We start from the raw sequence: 17,751 nt of genomic DNA, 5'->3' as shown, positions 1-17,751 counted from the left end.
CTCCCTGGTCAACCCAAAAAATCTTAAAACCTATTAAAACCGGATCAAGAACAAAACCTGGGGAGGAATGTCAAAATAAAATTAGAAATTTGTAATCTAAGAATTAGATATGACACCTATAGAGCTTTTAAAATTTATGCTTCCTGATTTTTTAATAGAATACTTTGAAGTAGTTTCTACCACTAACACAGAAGAAGTATTGCATCTGTATTTTGAAGAAAAAATAAAACCTCCACAAGAGTTTAATTCTTTTGAATTGATTTCTAAGGGGTTTCTTGATGAGATTACTATTCAGGATTTTCCATTAAGAGGTAAATTTGTGTATTTACACATCAAAAGACGCCGTTGGACTAATAAAACCAATGGAGAAATCATCAAAAGAGATTGGACTTTAGTTGCTAAAGGAACTCGCATGACTCAGGAGTTTGCGACTTTTTTAAAAGAAATTAATAGATAAGAGTGCCACAGATTGTCATACCATTGGAGGCTTTTTCGGGGTTAACGGAAAGAGACTCCAAAGACAATACAAAAAACATTTAAGCTCATTTAATACATGGGCTCCACGCGAACATGCGCACCAATGGATGATTTACCCTGAAAACATGGGCACTCATTTATCCATTGACGAGGTGGCTTTGTCTCAGGGGGAACTTTACACTATCCTGACCAACAAGAAATTCAAAGGCAAAAAAGGTTGCTTGGTAGCTATTGTTGCCGGAACTAAAGCAGACCAGGTTATAGAACACATCAGAAAGATTGATTACAAGAAAAGATCTTTTGTCAAAGAGATAACGCTCGATATGGCTAATTCCATGAAGCTAATCTCTAAGAAATGTTTTCCTAAAGCCATACAGGTTACAGATCGGTTCCATGTTCAAAAATTAGCGCTCGAAGCAGTACAAGAGATTAGAATCAAACATCGCTGGGAAGCTATGGACTTTGAGAATCAATCGATACTACAAGCCAAATTAGAAAACAAAACATACATTCCCCAGCTTTTACCTAACGGAGATTCTGTTAAACAGTTATTAGCCAGAAGCAGGTATCTACTTTATAAGTCTCGCGAAAAATGGACTCGGAGCCAAGAAGAAAGAGCACAAATGGTATTTGAACTATATCCTGACATTAAAACAGCTTACAATTTAAACCAACAGCTTCGAGGAATTTACAATAACTACAATGACAAACATATTGCCATGACCAAACTGGCACATTGGTATAGAAATGTAGAAGAATCAGGTTTTAAAAACTTTAATATTCTACTCAATACCATAACTATTAATTATCAGTCAATCTTAAACTATTTTGATAATAGAAGCACAAATGCTTCGGCAGAATCTTTCAATGCTAAAATAAAAGCTTTTAGAAGTCAATTTAGAGGAGTGAGCAATATAGATTTTTTCTTGTTCAGATTATCTAATCTTTTTGCTTAATCCCCAACTTTTGAACCTGATCCCTTAAAACCCTAACAAAATCTTATGTTAACCGAAACATTACCGCATAAAAAAAGCCTCTCGATTGAGAGGCTTCTTATGTTGGTCTACTAGGACTCGAACCTAGAAAGACTGCACCAAAAACAGTTGTGTTACCATTACACCATAGACCAGCAGTGCTGTTAAGCGAGTGCAAATTTAGAGCTTTATTTAGTTTGTGCAAACTTTTTGAGCAAAAAAAATCATTTTTTACTGTTTTTTTTTGCTCAAAATCCGTAACACTTTTACAAGTATTTCACAAACAACACCTTACTTCAACCAAATACTTTTACAGATTTTTTTGTTAATGCTCGTTTCTTTAAACAAAAAAACATTTTCTTTGTACGATAGAAAAATTACAAAATTTTAACACCTAAATATGGCACAATTCAATTTCAATAAATGGAATACTATTATTGGTTGGTTTGCATTTGCAATCGCTTTAATTACTTACACCTTAACTGTTGAACCCACGATGAGTTTCTGGGATTGCGGAGAATATATTGCCACTGCCGCAAAACTGGAAGTGGGACACCCGCCGGGAGCTCCTTTATTTCAAATGATGGGTGCTTTTTTCGCAATGTTTGCGACAGATGCACAACATGTAGCGGTAATGGTTAATATGATGTCGGTTTTTTCAAGTGCCTTTACTATTCTATTTATGTTTTGGTCTTCTTCTATGATTTTGAAAAAAATTGTAGCCCGTTTTGCCGAAATCGACCAAAACAATTCAATTGTTATTTTAGGAAGTTCTTTTGTTGGAGCCCTTGCCTACACTTTCTCAGACAGCTTCTGGTTTAATGCTGTTGAAGCGGAAGTTTACGCGATGGCCTCCCTTTTAATTGCCTTGCTTTTCTGGCTTGGTTTACGTTGGGAACAAGATATGGACCAACCAAAAGGAAACAAATGGTTATTGATCATTTCTCTTGTTATCGGACTATCGTTTGGAGTTCACTTTATGGCTTTGTTAACCATTCCTTCTATTGGTTTTCTGTATTACTTCAAACATTACGAAAAAGTTACCATCAAAAACTTTCTTATTGCCAATATTGTTGTAATTGGTGTTCTTCTCTTTATCTTCAAATTGCTTTTACCTTTAACAATGGAGGCCTTTGCTGACACTGAAGTTTTTATGGTAAATAGTTTTGGATTGCCTTTTAACTCGGGAACAATTTTCGTAACGCTGATCCTAATCGCCTTCTTCTATTTTGGGTTAAGATTTACCAAACAAAAAGGATTAATTTTTTACAACACTATTATTCTTTGTGTTCTTTTTATACTTATTGGATTCTCTACCTGGATAATGCTGCCTGTTCGCGCTAATGCCAACACCGTAATCAACGAAAATAAACCTTCGGATGCCGCGGAAGTACTGGCGTACTACAATCGTGAACAATATGGAGTAAATCCTCTTTTTTACGGACCTCAGTACACGGAATATTTCGCAGGCCTTGATGCCAAAAATCCTTATTCAGACAAGGCTCCTAACTACGAAAGAGATTACAAAACAGGTAAATACATCATTACCAATAATTTCAAAAACGCTCAGCAAAACTCTGACGACAACCAAAAAACGATTCTTCCAAGAATGTGGAGCACTGAAATGGGGCACATTCAAAACTATATTAACTTTACAACCCCGCCTAACTTCCGAATAAACCCAAATTATGACTACGAGCAGGATTTAGGAAAATACGGAATTGACGCCAGTCAGTTAACTGAAGAAGAATACAGCAAAGCTACAGCTCAATTGCGAAATGAAGTTGAAAAAACAATTTCAGAATTCAGAAAAGCTTATGCTCAAAAACAAATTGATAACGAAGGTTATGTGAAATTCTTAAAAAGCTATGGCGATTACCTGATTATCGAAAAACCATCTGCTGTCGACAATTTCAGTTTCATGTTTGAATACCAATTTGGATATATGTACTGGAGATATTTGATGTGGAACTTCGTTGGACGTCAAAGCGACAATCAGGGGAAATACGATAATATTGACGGAAACTGGATTAGCGGAATCAAAGCACTTGACTCTTTACATCTTGGCTCACAAGACAATTTACCTTCTGATGTTACCAACAATAAAGGAAGAAATGTTTATTACTTCCTGCCATTTATTTTGGGACTTATCGGATTAATGTACCATGCCAACAAGGACTTAAAAAGTTTTTACGTACTATTGGCTCTATTCTTATTTACCGGAATTGCTTTAAAAATATACCTGAACGAAAGACCTTTTGAGCCTCGCGAAAGAGATTATGCATTAGTAGGATCTTTTTATGTGTTTGCGATCTGGATTGGTTTTGGTGTTTATTCACTTTACGAAAGCATTCAAAAATATGTCGCCCCTAAAATTGCCGGCCCAATTATTATTGCCGGAAGTTTGTTAGCTGCACCGATTTTAATGGCTTCTCAAAACTGGGACGATCACGACAGATCCGGAAGATATACTGCAGTTGCAATGGCTAAAGCGTATTTAACTTCTTGCGATAAAGACGCTATTTTATTTACTATTGGAGATAATGACACCTTCCCGCTTTGGTATGCCCAGGAGATCGAAGGCATCAGAACCGATGTTAAGATAGTAAACACCAGCTTATTTATGACCGACTGGTACATTGATCAAATGAAAGCGAAAGCTTACGAATCTGATCCGTTACCAATATCCTTTACCCATGATGAATATGTAGGTGACAAATTGGACTATGTAGCTCATATTCCTAAAATTGACACGCGTTGGAACATCAAAGATTTTATTGATTTTATTAAAAATCCAAAATCGACAGTAGGTTTACAAAACGGACAAACGATCCATTTTTACCCTACGAACAAAATCAGAGTTCCTATTGACAAAAATGTGATTATCAAAAACAAAGTCGTTAATCCGAAATACAACGACTCTATTGTTCCTTACATGGATATCGACATCAAAGGAAGTGCTTTATATAAAAATCGCTTAATGATGCTGGACATTTTGGCCAACAACAACTGGAAAAGACCTATTTATTTTAGCGGAGGAGCTTTTGACGACGAAGATTACTTATGGCTGAAAAACTATCTGCAATTGGACGGAATGGTTTACAAATTAGTACCTATTAAAAATATCCCTTCAAAAGACGGAGGCCCTATGGATATGGGGCAAATGGATGCTGATAAATCGTACGATATCGTAATGAAATGGGACTGGGGCAATAGCAATGGGACTATTTATCACGATCCCGAAACCAGAAGAAACAGTATTACCTACCGTACTAATTTATCCCGTTTGATGGATCAATTGATTACTGAAGGCAAAACAGATAAAGCCAAAAAAGTGATCGAACTGGCAATGACAAAAATGCCGGTAGATAAGTTTGGTTATTATTCGTTAGTTGAACCTTTTGCAGGAGGATATTACAAAGTAGGAGAAACTGCCAAAGCACACAATTTACTCAACCAACTGGTTCAGAAATACAAAGAGGAACTAAACTATTACGCCACTCTGACTCCTGGTGACCAAACTGACTTAGCGATTGACATCATTACTGACATTGAACGCTACAGAAGTCTATTACAAGTGATGAAAGAAAACAACGATCTTACTTTCTATGAGAAGCACAAAGTAACATTTAATACTTATGTAAATGTTTTCGAACGTTTTGGAAGAGAAAAAGAATAATAAGATACGAAAAACATAGTAATTAAAAAAATGCAGCGCAGCTTGATTAGTAGCGCTGCATTTTTTAATTTTACATATCTGTAAACCAAAACAAAATGAGCTTTTATTGGGTAAAAACAAATTCATTCATCAAGAAGGTATTTTCTAAATATTGTTGGGACATTCCAAACAACGAAAAGAAAATATATCTCACCTTTGACGATGGCCCAACTCCCGAGATTACAGACTGGGTTTTATCTGAATTGAAAAAATTTGACGCAAAAGCCACTTTCTTTTGTATTGGAAAAAACATAAAAGCAAACCTTTCTTTGTTTGAAAAACTAATCAAAGAAGGACATTCTATTGGCAATCATACCATGAACCATGTCAATGGCTGGAAAAGCCACACCGATGATTACATTAAAAATGTACAAAATTGTGCCGCTGTTCTGGAAGAGGAAAAAACACGCAATCTTATCTTTCGTCCGCCTTATGGAAAAATCAAAAAGGCACAGTCCAGAATCCTTCGAAAATTAGGATATAAAATCATCATGTGGGACGTTTTAAGCGCTGATTTTGACCAGAGCATCACACCTGAGAAATGTCTTGAAAACGTAACAAAAAATGTGAAATCAGGAAGCGTAATTGTATTTCACGACAGCATAAAAGCCTCGCCAAATTTAAAATTTGCCTTACCTAAAACCTTACACTTTTTAAAAGAAAATGGGTATACATTTGATATTATTCACTAGATAATATCTTTAAGAAGTAGTATTCTATAAATTAAATTGTTCCTGAACAATTCCTATAATTGTATTCGCATCCAGTTCACCGGATTGCCTCCAAATCATCTGCCCTTCTTTATAAATCATTAAAGTAGGAAGTCCCTTAATACGCAGTGCTTCTGCTAATTCCTGATTTTTATCCACATCAATTTTGATCACCTTGGCTTTATCGCCAAGTGCAGCCGCAACATCCTTAATTACAGGATGCATTGATACAGATGATTCGTTCCAATCGGTGTAAAAATCAATCAACACTGGAACTTGAGCATTTATAAGTTCTCCAAATTTTGACATAAAACCAAAAATTTAATTCTTTTTTAATCTTTTAAAAAGAGGTAATTATATACAAATGTAGCATTTTTAACGAATTAAGCCACATTGTTCCCCTTTTTTAGTTCAATCACGGTTATTTCGGGCATAATCCCTACACGCCCCGGATATGCGTGAAAACCAAATCCACGATTTACATAAACGTATCGACTTACATTTTCATATAAGCCTGCCCATTGTTTATAAATATACTGAGCCAGACTCCATTTAAAATAACCCGGAATTTCTATCCCAAATTGCATGCCATGTGTGTGACCTGACAAGGTTAAATGAAAATTTTTCGGATGCTCTTTAATTACGTATTCCCAGTGTGTCGGATCATGGCTCATGACCACTTTAAAATCGCCCTGAGACACATTCTGAGAGGCTTTATCTATATCTCCATACTTCGCAAAATTCTTTCCCCAGTTTTCTACGCCAATCAGTGCAATTTTGTCATCTCCTTTTTGAATGTATCGGTGCTCGTTTAACAAAAGCTCAAATCCAATTTGCCCATAAAGGCTCTTAATTTCTTCAAAATTTTCCTTTTTATCCTTTTCAGAAGGCCAGGTTACATATTCCCCATAGTCATGGTTACCTAAAACAGAAAACTTCCCGTATTTATAGTTTTTTATTCTCTTAAAAGTTTCCAGCCAGGGATGCATTTCTTTAGCATGTGTATTGACAATATCTCCTGTAAACAAAATCAGATCAGCTTCCTGAGCATTAATCAGATCAATAGCATAATTTATTTTATCCGGATTATCAAAACTTCCACTGTGAACATCAGAAATCTGAGTGATTTTAAAACCATCAAAAGCATCCGGAAGATCCGGAAAAAAGACAGTTTGCTTGATTACCTTAAAATTGTATTTTCCTTCAAATATCCCATAAATCAAAGAAAGAAAAGGAACTGCTGCCAATCCTAAGGCGATCTGACTGATAAATTTTCTCCTCTCAGGCATCATTTCCTTTTTTGGAACATTATACACGAAGTAATTGACGATGCTAACCCCTATTCTAAAAATATCCTCACCAAACATAAAAAGCGTAAGAACAATTTTTGGCACATAAACCAATAACATTAACCCTGTTGTAAACATAAATTGTTTCGTTTGTCCAACAGACCGGTCAATTTGCGAAAAAGAATAAATGATAAAAATTAGAATTAGTAAACTTATAACCTGATAACTAATCAAAACCCATCTTAACTTGATTAAGGCTCGAAATGCCTGGTAAGAATAGTACTCAATAAATAATAGAAGAGCACAAAGAATTAGAAACTTAAGGATCATTATTTTTTAGTTTTGAACAAAGTAACAAAGAATGAAAATCTTATGGCTTTTTATTATCAAAATTTTAACGCTGATAATAACAAAAAGCTGACAGATTACTCTATCAGCTTTTTCTCTACCAAATTTTTAAAACCTTTTAAAATCCACAACATGTGTTTACCGAAATAAACTATACCTTTTTATTTTTGTGTTTTTGCTGCTTCCGGTTTAGCGGCTGCTTCTTTTTTCGCTTTTTTATCTGCTTTTTTCTCTTTTTTAGGAGCTTTTGCTTCTTTTACAGGGGCTGATTTTACTGGAGCTGTTTGAGCGTTCACCATCGCAACTGTTCCTAAAACAGCTACTGCCAACATTACTAATTTTCTCATGATTTTAGTTTTTATGATTATTATTATCTTCATTTATTATACCCCAAAGATATTCTCACAAAATGAAGATAAAATGAAGATTAGGCCTGTCTGAAAAAATTAACTTTTAATTGTGTTTTTGCCCTCCCGGAAACAATAATGTAAAGGTGGTTCCTTTATCAATCTCAGACGTAACTTTTAATTCGATATGATGAAAAGAAGCAATACTCTCCGCAATAGCAAGCCCTAACCCCTGCCCTTCCTGATCTGAACTAAGTCTGGCAAACCTGTTGAATATCTGTTCTATTTGAAAATCATTCATCCCAACACCGGAATCGGCAATAGAAATAAAATAGTAATGATCCTGAAAACCATCCGCAACACTTATGCTGCCCTGAGGTTTATTGTATTTTATGGCATTGGTAACCAAATTATAAATAAGAATATGAATCAGCGTTTTGTTTCCTGTAAAAACATAATGATGGTTCATTTTATTCCAAAACTGAATTTCTCTGTCGTCGATACGATCCTGTAAATCTTCCTGCAAATCGGCGACTATTTCATGAAAATTTATATTCTCGTTGGCTTCATACTGATTGTTTTCGATTCTGGAAATCAACAATAAATTATTAATGATTTTTTTGAGCATATCTAATGTTTTCAATGCTCCTGCAATTTTATCAATAGCATTATCATCTAAAGATTCATTTTGCAATAAGTTCTCAAACTTACTTTTGAGCAATGCAATTGGCGTTAGCAGCTCGTGGGAAACATTTGATATGAACTGTTTTTCTTTTTTAAAAAGCTCCGCAATACGGTCCATCATTTGGTTTAAAACAGAATCGAGTTCTCTAAAATCATGAGACCTGACTTTGATTGGGGTATGATCAAAAGCTTCAGGCTCATTGACCCGCCTTATCTTGGTATCAATAATTTTATAAAAAGGCTTTAATAAGTATTCGATATAAAAAGTATCTGCCAAAAAAGTAATCAATAATATCACTACAAAAACGATAATAATAAAAAATCGGATGATAAAAGTAAGGTCTTTTACTTCTCCCAAACTGCTTCCAATTTCGAGCTGGTATCCCTGATTTCCGAAGGTAAAATGATACTGCAAGATTCTGTATTCGTTTTCTTCTCCTTCAATAATTCGGTAGTCATTACTAAAAACAGGTTTTTTCTGGTCGTGTTTTAGAGAAGATTTTGAGAGCACCAAAAACTCGCTGTGAAGGGTTGAAAACTGTGAATAGGTTTCGGTCGAATCACCTGAATTTTCAATAAAGTCATCGATTTCATTCTGATTCAGATGTTCAATAAACTTCTGTTTCTTTTCGAGCAGCCCGTTATTGATATGTCTGTACACCACATTTTCTACCAAAATAGGCAGCATCAGCCATAAAATAAAAATAACCAACAGTCTTGTCAGCGCATTAAAAATAGCCAATTGATGTTTTATCTTCACAACCTGTATTCTTTATTCGTTTATACGATACCCTACATTTCTAACGGTTTCAAACCAATCAATTTCTGTATGCTTGTCTAATTTTTTTCGAAGGTTTCTAACATGGACGTCAATAAAATTAGAGTCGGAATTGACTTCGAGAATGTCTCCCCAAATATGTTCTGTCAATTGCAACCTCGTAATTACTCTGTTTTTATTAAGGACTAAATACTGAAAAATATCAAATTCCTTTTTGGTCAAATTAATGGGCGTTTCATCATAACTCACTTTATAATCCTGAAGCTGCAATAAAAAACCATGAATGCTTAAATTATTCATAGTAAAACCATGCATCCTGCGAATAACCGCAAACAATCGCGCACTAAGCTCTGTGAGGGCAAAAGGTTTGGTCAGATAATCATCGGCGCCCAGATGCAAACCATTTATCCTGTCATCCAGTTCTCCACGGGCTGTAAGTACAATAACGGCCATTTTCGATTTCGTTTTACGAACTGTTTTCAGTACTTCAAATCCATCTCCGTCAGGCAGACCAAGGTCCAGCAGCATAGCATCATAATCATTACTGTTTACCTCCTCCAGAGCATCACTGCAGTTGTGAACTATTTTACAGATGTAGCCTGCATTACACAGAAAATCGTAAACTTCTGCCGCAAGTTCTTTCGTATCTTCAACAATCAAAATATTCATAATTCGACTTTTAAATGCAACTAAATTTAAGCAATTATAAAAAGCATTGTTACGCATTATTAAAAAAATTAACGAATAAAAAAAAGCCAGTAAATTTCTTTACCGGCTCTCTTCAACCGCATTCTCATAATCATTACTTCTGTTTTGCCTCGTATACAATTCTTCGTAAGCAAAACGAAAACAATTTTTCCTACTTCATTTTGGTTGTTTCTGCTTTTGGAGCTTCGCTTTTTTGCGATTTCATTTTTTTATCGGCTTTGTTTTTGTGATGTTTAGTTGCTTTCACTTCTTTTGCAGGAGCTGTCTGTGCCGGAGCTGTTTGTGCGCTAACCATTACACTTGTTCCTAAAACTGCCACGAGTAACATTACTAGATTTTTCATAATTTTTAATTTAAATTGATTTATCTTTTTTATCCTTTTATAGTCTTATTTTTTTGCTTTTGGAGCTTCTGTTTTTGGAGCTGCCATTTTTGGTGATTTTACTTTTTTATCCGCTTTGTGTTTAGGATGTTTGGTCGCTTTTACTTCTTTGACCGGAGCCGGTTTAACATCTTTAGCCGGAAATGCATGTACCATAACGCTTGTTCCCAAAACTGCTACTAATAACATCAATAAATTTCTCATGATTTCTACATTTTTATATTAATACCTTTTATTTTACAGATCAAATTTACCCTCGTAATATGAAGACAAAATGAAGAAATCATGTCCCATTAAAATTTTAACTTTAATTTATAAAAAAAGCGACCGGAATATCCTGTCGCTTTATCGCATGTATATTTAATGCTGTCTTTTTTAAAAGCCCAATCCTAAAGTCATCGAAGTAACTGCCGGAGAAAAATCAACTGTTTTTGTTGCTGTACCAGTAGTTAGGTTAATCTTATAAACAGACTGCACACCACTAACTGTTAATACTGCAAAGGCTTCATTACTGTTACCTCCTATATCAAAACCATTCATTCCTGTGGCTGTCACTCCAAGACTACCTACTAATACTAAAGTTCCGTTGTTTGGAGGATTTTGCAGATATAAGCTACTAGTACCGGAATCGATAACAAATAACTGTGTAGTCGAAGCTTGTGCAAAATTATTCGTGTAAGCAGCAGCTGTAACGGATGGCGTCCCCGGATTAAGACTGAGATCTGTAGCGGCAACAACCCCTGTATCCGGATGCAATCGGAGATTTTGTCCTGTATTGCTTACTACACGTATTCTGTCAACCGTGGGATTAAAATCAAACCCAAAATTTTGTCCGGATAATGTTGGAGACAATCCAGCACCAACGGCGGTCACCTGTCCGTTTGAAGAATTAATCGTTAACAATCTGCTTTGATTGGTCAGGGCATAAAGCGTTCCGTTTGCAGGCCTGAAATCTAAACCAACCACCTGCTCGCTTGTATTCATCCCCATCAGAGCAACTGAATTTGAAGTTCCTGTAACCGGATTAAATCGATACAAAATGTTTGTTTCGGATGTTGCGAAGGCGATAGGTTTTGTTTTAAAGGCTACTTCAACAATCTGCTGTGTAAAAACCCCGACCCAGGTTGCTTCTCCATTCGTTAAATTAATCGTATACAATCTTGATTGGCTATTTTTATTGTTTACCGCTATTCCCAAATTCGAATCGGGCTGTATATCAAAACCTCCAACTCCCGAAAAATCAACTTTTAAACTTCCTACTTCCTGAAGAGCTCCATCATTTGGGGGATTTTGCAGGTACAATTTATCCGTAGCATAATCAATATCGAAAAGCTGTGTCGTCGTACTTCCTGAAAGACTATTGGTATAGGCAATTGCTCCTACCTGAGCATTCGCTACCCCGTTAATATTTCCGTCGGTTGCAGCTACAGTTCCGAGTTCGGGATGCAATCTCAGATTTTTTCCGTTATTAGACACCAGACGTACCCTGTCAACTGTGGGGTTAAAATCTATAGAAGACGATGTTCCTTCAATTGCCGGAGAGAAAGATGCCGTTCCTAAAGGTGTCGCCAATCCCGAACTTTCATTTATGGTATATAATCTGCTGGTAGAGCCCAATCCATACAATTGACCTGTAGCAGGTCTGTAGTCAATACTAATGATATTCTCGCCTGATTGTAATCCTGTTATCGAATAAGAACGAACAGGAGTTTTTAAATCTTTGGCATTAAAGTAAAAAACTTTGTTATCATTGCTTAATGCGGTGAAGTCTACCGGAGGGGCAGTACTAGGCATTGGTTCAGGTTCTGGCTGAGGAATTGGAGTTCTGTCGTCATCATTAGAACATGCACCTAAAAATGACATTAATCCCATCAAAAAAAGTGATCTTGGTGTAAATAAATTTTCTCTCATAACGCATTGTTTTTTATTTACTTACGGCAAAAAAAATCTTTTGGTTTGCAATTTTTCAAAGTTTTCAGAAAATAGTTATCAAATCTTCTGTTATTTCTGAAAAACAAATAACAAAGCATTTTCTTCCCTAATATTATAGTGATATTCGTAACTTTGAAAATTGAATTGATAAATTGTACTTATGTCGTCACAAAAACGCCTTTTTCTACTTGATGCTTACGCTTTAATATTTCGTGGCTATTACGCCTTCATAAAAAATCCAAGAATTAACTCTAAAGGAATGGATACCTCGGCGATCATGGGATTCATGAATTCGCTTTTGGATGTTATCAAACGTGAAAAACCGGATCATCTGGCTGTAGCTTTTGATAAAGGCGGAAGTGCCTTGCGTAACGAAATATTCCCGGAATACAAAGCCAATCGTGATGTAACACCGGAAGCCATAAAAATTGCGGTTCCTTATATATGTGAATTATTAAAAGCCATGCACATTCCGATTATTGAAGTGTCAGGTTTTGAAGCTGACGATTTAATTGGAACGATTGCCAAACAAGCTGAGAAAGAAAATTATAAAGTTTTTATGGTAACTCCGGATAAGGATTTTGCCCAATTGGTTTCTGAGAATATCTTTATGTACAAACCTGCCCGTATGGGGAATGGGATTGAGATTTGGGGAGTTCCTGAAGTTTTAGCCAAATTCGAAATCGAACGTCCGGAACAGGTCATCGATTTCCTTGGGATGATGGGTGACGCTGCCGATAATATTCCGGGACTTCCGGGAGTTGGTGAGGTAACTGCCAAGAAGCTTCTTAAGGAATTTGGAACAATGGAAAACCTATTAGCGAATACAGACAAGCTGAAAGGAAAAATGAAGGAGAATATTGAGGCTAATAAAGAGAAAGGATTGTTATCTAAAAAACTGGCTACCATCTTATTAGACTGCCCGGTAACTTTTGATGAAAACGATTATGAGTTAACACGTCCTGATATTGAAAAAACCGAAGCTATCTTTCAGGAATTGGAATTCAGACGAATGGCCGAACAATTTGATAATTTGTTTAAAACAGGAGGCGAGAATGAAACAACTTCAGCTCCGGTTTCTGATGCTAAATTGTATAAAAAACCACAGCCTAAAAACGAAGATCAGTTTGACCTTTTTGGAGGAGGCTCTACCGAAGAAAATACAGAAGCAACCCGAACTTCTTTTTACAATACTTTAGAAAACACCCCTCACTCCTATCAGGCAATTCAAGGGGATCTGGGAATAAAATTACTTTTACAGAACCTGCAAAACCAGACTTCTGTTTGTTTTGATACCGAAACTACCGGTTTAGATGCTTTGCACGCCGAACTGGTTGGTATTGCATTCTCTTACGAAAAAGGAAAAGCTTTTTATGTTCCTTTTCCGGAAAGTCAGGAAGAAGCTCAGGTTTTAATTGAAAAATTCAGACCTTTCTTTGAGAATGAAAACATTGAAAAAATAGGTCAGAATTTAAAATACGATTTAAAAATCCTTTCTAATTATGGTGTTACCGTGAAAGGAAAACTTTTTGACACTATGATTGCGCACTACCTGATCAATCCGGATATGCGTCATAACATGGACATTTTATCGGAAACTTACCTGAAATATGCTCCAAAACCAATTGAGGAATTGATTGGCAAAAAAGGAAAAAATCAAATTTCAATGCGCGATGTAGCTCTTGAAGATATCAAGGAATATGCCGCCGAAGATGCTGATATCACTTTACAGCTTAAAGAAATCTTCACTACAGAATTAGACAAAACCGAAACGAAGAAATTATTTGACGAAATTGAGATTCCGCTAGTAAGCGTTTTAGCGGCCATGGAAACGGAAGGAATTCGTCTGGATGTGGAGTTTTTAAAGGCGATGTCAAAAGAAATGGATGTTGAAATCAAATCTCTAGAACAGAAGATATACGAAACTGCCGGAGAGAAATTCAACCTGGCTTCTCCTAAACAGCTGGGCGACATTTTGTTTGACAAACTTAAAATTGGCGGAGCAAAGCAGAAGAAAACCAAAACCGGTCAATATGCAACCGGCGAGGAAGTTTTAACTTATTTGGCCAACGACAATCCAATCGTAAAAGAAATTCTGGATTGGCGTCAAATGGTGAAATTACAGAGTACTTATATTCTGGCTTTACCGGAACAGGTGGACAAAAAGACACAACGTGTTCATACGGATTATATGCAGACTGTTGCCGCAACAGGACGTTTGAGTTCTAACAATCCGAATTTACAGAATATCCCGATTCGTACCGAAAGAGGGCGTCAGATTCGTAAGGCTTTTGTTGCGCGCGATGAAAACTATACTTTAATCTCTGCCGATTACTCGCAGATAGAATTAAGAATTATTGCCGCTTTAAGTGGTGAAGAAAATATGATTGCCGCTTTTAAAAACGGAGAAGACATTCACAGAGCAACCGCAGCCAAAGTTTTTGATGTGCCTTTAGAGGAAGTTTCGCGCGAGCAAAGAAGTAATGCAAAAACAGTTAACTTTGGAATTATCTATGGGGTTTCTGCTTTCGGACTGAGCAATCAGACTTCGTTATCCCGCAGTGAAAGCGCCGCTTTGATTGAAGCTTACTACAAAACATACCCGAGACTGAAATCTTATATTTCTGAACAAATTGAATTTGCGCGTGAAAAAGGATATGTGCAGACCATTTTAGGCCGTCGCCGTTATTTAAAAGACATCAACTCGGCAAATGCGGTGGTTAGAAGTGCTGCTGAGCGAAATGCTGTAAATGCCCCAATTCAGGGAAGCGCTGCCGATGTGATCAAAATTGCCATGATCAACATTCATAAAAAATTGAAAGACGAAAACTGGAAATCTAAAATGCTGCTTCAGGTTCATGATGAGCTTGTATTCGATGTTCACAACGACGAACTCGAAAAAATCCAGCCTATGATCAAACACGAAATGGAAAATGCCTTTACTATGGCAGTTCCTTTGGAAGTTGAACTTGGAATGGGTAAAGACTGGCTCGCTGCACATTAATTTTACATCCGTTTTTTGCTAAATTCTGTTGGGCACACTCAGGACTAAAAAACCTGTTATCATCAGTGGTTTTAATCCCATTATTTCTGAACACCCCCGTTTTTAGGTATTTTCACTAAAAAACGGGGGATTTCATTTTTTTGAAGAGTAATTTGATTTTAAAATGCTAAAATCTTAGGTTTAAATCAATACTAAAAAAAGGAAAAAATCCAATGTTCCGTGAGAAATAGTTGAAGTTTGAAAAAACAATTCCCAGAAAGTAGTTTGTTTATTTCTGAATTTGCCTTTTTGAATTTTCTGTGTTGATTTTTCATAACACATCGGTTGGAATTTTCCATTTGTTGAATGATATTATGAAAAGCCGTATTCTTGTGCTGGAAATAGCTTTCTACACAAGAAAAGCCATCAAAAAAAGCTTTTTTTTGCCCCCTTTGCTGATGTTGAGAATGATCTTATCCATGACTTGATCTGATGAAAAAAGAGTGCCAAAAGAAATTTTCTATTAATACTACCCTATGGCAATGGATGAATATTAAAGAAAGTAATCCTTACAAAACCTTAAAAAAGTAGTTATCTCTTTTTAATCGGCTTTTACCCCTTTCCACAAAAACCAGACTGATACGTCATATTGTAATTTACCGAATATCGGAGGTTTATGATATATAAAGCGATTCTAAAACCAAAATAGATACCAACTCTTCCATATATTTGTTTCTGAATTTTTTAACATACTCATTTGCATTATGTATTATTTCCAAAGCTTCTTTAGGATTATTTAAATAAAAATCTAACTTTTCATCTAAATCCGAATAATCATCTGCAATTTCTATATAATGCTCCCCTCCTCGTAATTTCCCCTCCATAAACCATGTTTCAAATTTTAGTTTTGGAGATACAGCAATAGAATTGCTACTCATTATCCATTTAAGATTAGTTGCCACATCGTATCCCTCCAAACTCAAAATATATTTATAATTCAGGTGCTCTTTATATGAGAGTCTATCTTTAAACCATTGGGCATTTTCCCCATTTTTTTTCACATGCCCTATGTCAACATTTGGATTATTAAAATGTTTTTTAAAGAACTCTATTCTGTGTTGTTTACGAATGGATAATCTTCCAATAAGTATATCATTTTTTTGAGCATACGCTATATCATTTTTGATGAATTTGAAATGGCGCTGTCTGTCTAAATTTAAGAGTATTCCTTTCCCGTTGTCATTACCAATAGGCCGACTTTTAACTATTGCATGTTCTTTGGGGACGAAATCTACATCACCAAACACGAAACGAATTGGGTAATTTTTATCAAAATATCTAGCGTATTCAAATGTGTCAATATAATAAGATGTTGGACTTTTAATATTTCGCAGATCATCAATTGTATATTCGGAACTAATATCTCGAAAAGAAAAATTATCTTTATTATAATATTGTTTTCGATCATAACACATACTTATCTCTTCATCACTGAGCTTGGAAAGCAAATATTCTTTTTTAGAGAGATACTCTTTGTAATTTGCAAAAATAGAATTATAATACCCCCTTAAATATAAAAAAAACTTGTACTCTTTTTCAACTTTCATTATTGTAAATTTTCACTATGCAATTCGGTGTCCTACCCCCATTACCTTTAATCTTAATATTTTCTCATCACACAACGCTACGCTAATTTGGATATCCGAAACGTCATTACGTTCCTCAACTATCCACAGATAGTTCTGGCGTTAGCGTTATTCTGTATTTTATCAGAAAAATAAATATGAAAAGAACAAAGTCCTAATTATTTCTTTCGAAAAAATATACTTATACCCTTTCACCTATCAACACTTTTTACCACATTGCATAAATGTTATCTGACAGAATCAGTAAATTAATTTGTTTTTTGATCTATATAAACTATAGTGAGTATATTTGGCACACCCTATTTTTTATGTAGTAAAAAACTTTCATTATCGGCAAATATAAATAACTTTATGAAATTTCAAATCAATTTATAAGAATTTTAATGTTAATTAAAATAAATTTATAAGTAAATATCTTGCATCTATTGAATGATATCCTAAAAAATCGTGTTCTTGTGTTGGGAGCGGCTTATATTATAAGAAAATACATCAAAATAACACCGATTTTATTTTACTTTTAGTTCAATGTTTCTTTTTGGCATAACTTACTGATTGCTTTTTCCTTATAGCAGGAATCGTTCTTTTCATGATATAATGGATGAGGATATGCGACTCCCTGAAGCTCTTTCTTCTGGAAGAGGAGATTTGTTTGATATATATTTACCCCCAAAGGAATTCATCCTAACTTTTTATCTGTTACAACCTTTACCGGTTCACTAATACTGCACGAAAACAGAGATCGGAAATTGGGACGAACAAAATCATCGATGCTTTG

The 17,751-nt window shown here is 35.4% G+C and carries 14 protein-coding genes and 1 tRNA gene; 5 read left to right on the top strand and 10 right to left on the bottom strand.

What is annotated here, in order from left to right:
- Positions 1–109: 109 nt before the first annotated feature.
- Positions 110–457, top strand: a complete 348-nt coding sequence (locus tag LNQ34_RS11455) for an ISAon1 family transposase N-terminal region protein (protein WP_229998832.1) — start codon at positions 110–112, stop codon at positions 455–457.
- Positions 450–1,433 carry an ISAon1 family transposase gene (locus LNQ34_RS11450; RefSeq protein ID WP_428979062.1) on the top strand — a complete coding sequence of 328 codons (984 nt, stop codon included), beginning with the start codon at positions 450–452 and terminating at the stop codon, positions 1,431–1,433. The genes LNQ34_RS11455 and LNQ34_RS11450 overlap by 8 nt, the downstream gene beginning before the upstream one ends.
- A gap of 102 nt (positions 1,434–1,535) precedes the next feature.
- Here the strand turns inward: LNQ34_RS11450 and LNQ34_RS11445 are convergent.
- Positions 1,536–1,606 (bottom strand) — tRNA-Gln (locus tag LNQ34_RS11445).
- Positions 1,607–1,851: 245 nt separating this feature from the next.
- Here LNQ34_RS11445 and LNQ34_RS11440 point away from each other — a divergent pair.
- Complete coding sequence (locus LNQ34_RS11440; RefSeq protein WP_229999794.1) at positions 1,852–5,130, top strand: glycosyltransferase family 117 protein; 3,279 nt, start codon at positions 1,852–1,854, stop codon at positions 5,128–5,130.
- A 95-nt stretch (positions 5,131–5,225) separates the two neighbouring features.
- Positions 5,226–5,861, top strand: a complete 636-nt coding sequence (locus LNQ34_RS11435) for a polysaccharide deacetylase family protein (RefSeq protein ID WP_229999792.1) — start codon at positions 5,226–5,228, stop codon at positions 5,859–5,861.
- Positions 5,862–5,885: 24 nt separating this feature from the next.
- Here the strand turns inward: LNQ34_RS11435 and LNQ34_RS11430 are convergent, their stop codons facing one another.
- The 8 genes from LNQ34_RS11430 to LNQ34_RS11395 all read right to left on the bottom strand — a co-directional run bounded on the left by LNQ34_RS11430 (position 5,886) and on the right by LNQ34_RS11395 (position 12,326).
- Entirely contained in the window at positions 5,886–6,188 is a 303-nt protein-coding gene (locus tag LNQ34_RS11430; protein WP_068844990.1) for a thioredoxin family protein, read from the bottom strand.
- Positions 6,189–6,262: 74 nt separating this feature from the next.
- A complete protein-coding gene (locus tag LNQ34_RS11425; protein WP_202702272.1) occupies positions 6,263–7,498 on the bottom strand; it encodes a metallophosphoesterase in 1,236 nt (411 codons plus the stop codon).
- Between the two features lie 179 nt (positions 7,499–7,677).
- Complete coding sequence (locus tag LNQ34_RS11420; protein ID WP_202702273.1) at positions 7,678–7,863, bottom strand: hypothetical protein; 186 nt, start codon at positions 7,861–7,863, stop codon at positions 7,678–7,680.
- Positions 7,864–7,969: 106 nt separating this feature from the next.
- A complete protein-coding gene (locus tag LNQ34_RS11415) occupies positions 7,970–9,307 on the bottom strand; it encodes a sensor histidine kinase (protein ID WP_229999790.1) in 1,338 nt (445 codons plus the stop codon).
- Positions 9,308–9,319: 12 nt separating this feature from the next.
- On the bottom strand, positions 9,320–9,994 hold the full coding sequence (locus LNQ34_RS11410) for a response regulator transcription factor (protein WP_202702274.1): 675 nt from the start codon (positions 9,992–9,994) through the stop codon (positions 9,320–9,322).
- 190 nt (positions 9,995–10,184) lie between these two features.
- Positions 10,185–10,376: a hypothetical protein gene (locus LNQ34_RS11405; RefSeq protein ID WP_026110151.1), complete on the bottom strand. Its 192-nt coding sequence runs from the start codon at positions 10,374–10,376 to the stop codon at positions 10,185–10,187.
- A gap of 45 nt (positions 10,377–10,421) precedes the next feature.
- Positions 10,422–10,619 carry a hypothetical protein gene (locus tag LNQ34_RS11400; RefSeq protein WP_229999789.1) on the bottom strand — a complete coding sequence of 66 codons (198 nt, stop codon included), beginning with the start codon at positions 10,617–10,619 and terminating at the stop codon, positions 10,422–10,424.
- 171 nt (positions 10,620–10,790) lie between these two features.
- Positions 10,791–12,326: a DUF4394 domain-containing protein gene (locus tag LNQ34_RS11395; protein ID WP_229999787.1), complete on the bottom strand. Its 1,536-nt coding sequence runs from the start codon at positions 12,324–12,326 to the stop codon at positions 10,791–10,793.
- A gap of 181 nt (positions 12,327–12,507) precedes the next feature.
- Between LNQ34_RS11395 and polA the strand changes: the two genes are divergently transcribed.
- Positions 12,508–15,351: a DNA polymerase I gene (polA, locus tag LNQ34_RS11390; RefSeq protein WP_202702276.1), complete on the top strand. Its 2,844-nt coding sequence runs from the start codon at positions 12,508–12,510 to the stop codon at positions 15,349–15,351.
- A 653-nt stretch (positions 15,352–16,004) separates the two neighbouring features.
- Here polA and LNQ34_RS11385 read toward each other — a convergent pair.
- The gene (locus LNQ34_RS11385; RefSeq protein WP_202702277.1) at positions 16,005–16,937 is read right to left on the bottom strand and encodes a glycosyl transferase family 90; all 933 of its coding nucleotides are present in this window, start codon (positions 16,935–16,937) and stop codon (positions 16,005–16,007) included.
- Between the last annotated feature and the right edge of the window lie 814 nt (positions 16,938–17,751).

Source organism: Flavobacterium lipolyticum (genome assembly GCF_020905335.1).
Taxonomy (GTDB): Bacteria; Bacteroidota; Bacteroidia; order Flavobacteriales; family Flavobacteriaceae; genus Flavobacterium; species Flavobacterium lipolyticum.
This window is presented reverse-complemented; position numbering and strand designations above follow the sequence as displayed.